At 42.8% G+C, this 727-nt stretch carries 1 pseudogene; it reads left to right on the forward strand.

Going from position 1 to position 727, the window contains the following annotated elements:
* A pseudogene (locus ACFIO3_RS14695) lies at nt 1-727 on the forward strand (filamentous hemagglutinin); the annotation flags it as partial.

Raw genomic sequence — 727 nt, forward strand, 5'->3', positions numbered from 1 at the left:
GTGCGCATGCTAAAGCCAGCAGCCATGGGTTTAGCATTTCTGGGAATGACACGATAAAGAACATTGCCAAGAATGTTTTAAATCACGGCAAAGCCAAGGATGCAGCAGAAGGGGAAACCAAATCTGCTATCAGCGATGGGACTATCATCCTTACTGATACAACTGGACAGAGGGCGATGGGGCAAGATGCTGGACAAATCATTGGCTCTCTCAACCGCAACACCGCAGCAGCACACCAAGCAGTAGGACAGCTAGATGTCGCACCGCTTGAGGGAGCAGTGCATAATCGCGTAGGTATGATCAATGATTTATCGGATGAAGGATTGGGATACCTTGATAAAATTTATAAAATCACAAATGTCAAAGAGCACCCAGTAGGTGAGGTTGCGCATGATGAAAATGGCAATGTCCTCTATTTAACCGATGAAAATGGAGAACCTATAAAAGGCAATGATGGAAAATATATTACTCTGTATCACTTTTTAAAGCCAGAGGAAGAAAAGCATTTACAAAAAGGCCCTAATGGTGCTGTTTATATGTTCTACAATGGCATTTTTAATTCACCAGATGATGCTGCGGGTAATGCTGTCCAATTGGCTGTTAATAAAAATGGTCCCCTTTATTTTACATACTTTCCCCAAGCTGACGATGTGCTGGTAGAGTTAGGGATAGCGTTTTATCAAAAGTTTTTTGAAGGGGGCTCTTGGGGGTTGACCAATTCAACCAA

The sequence above is a fragment of the Bartonella sp. AD328YNZD genome (assembly GCF_042196425.1).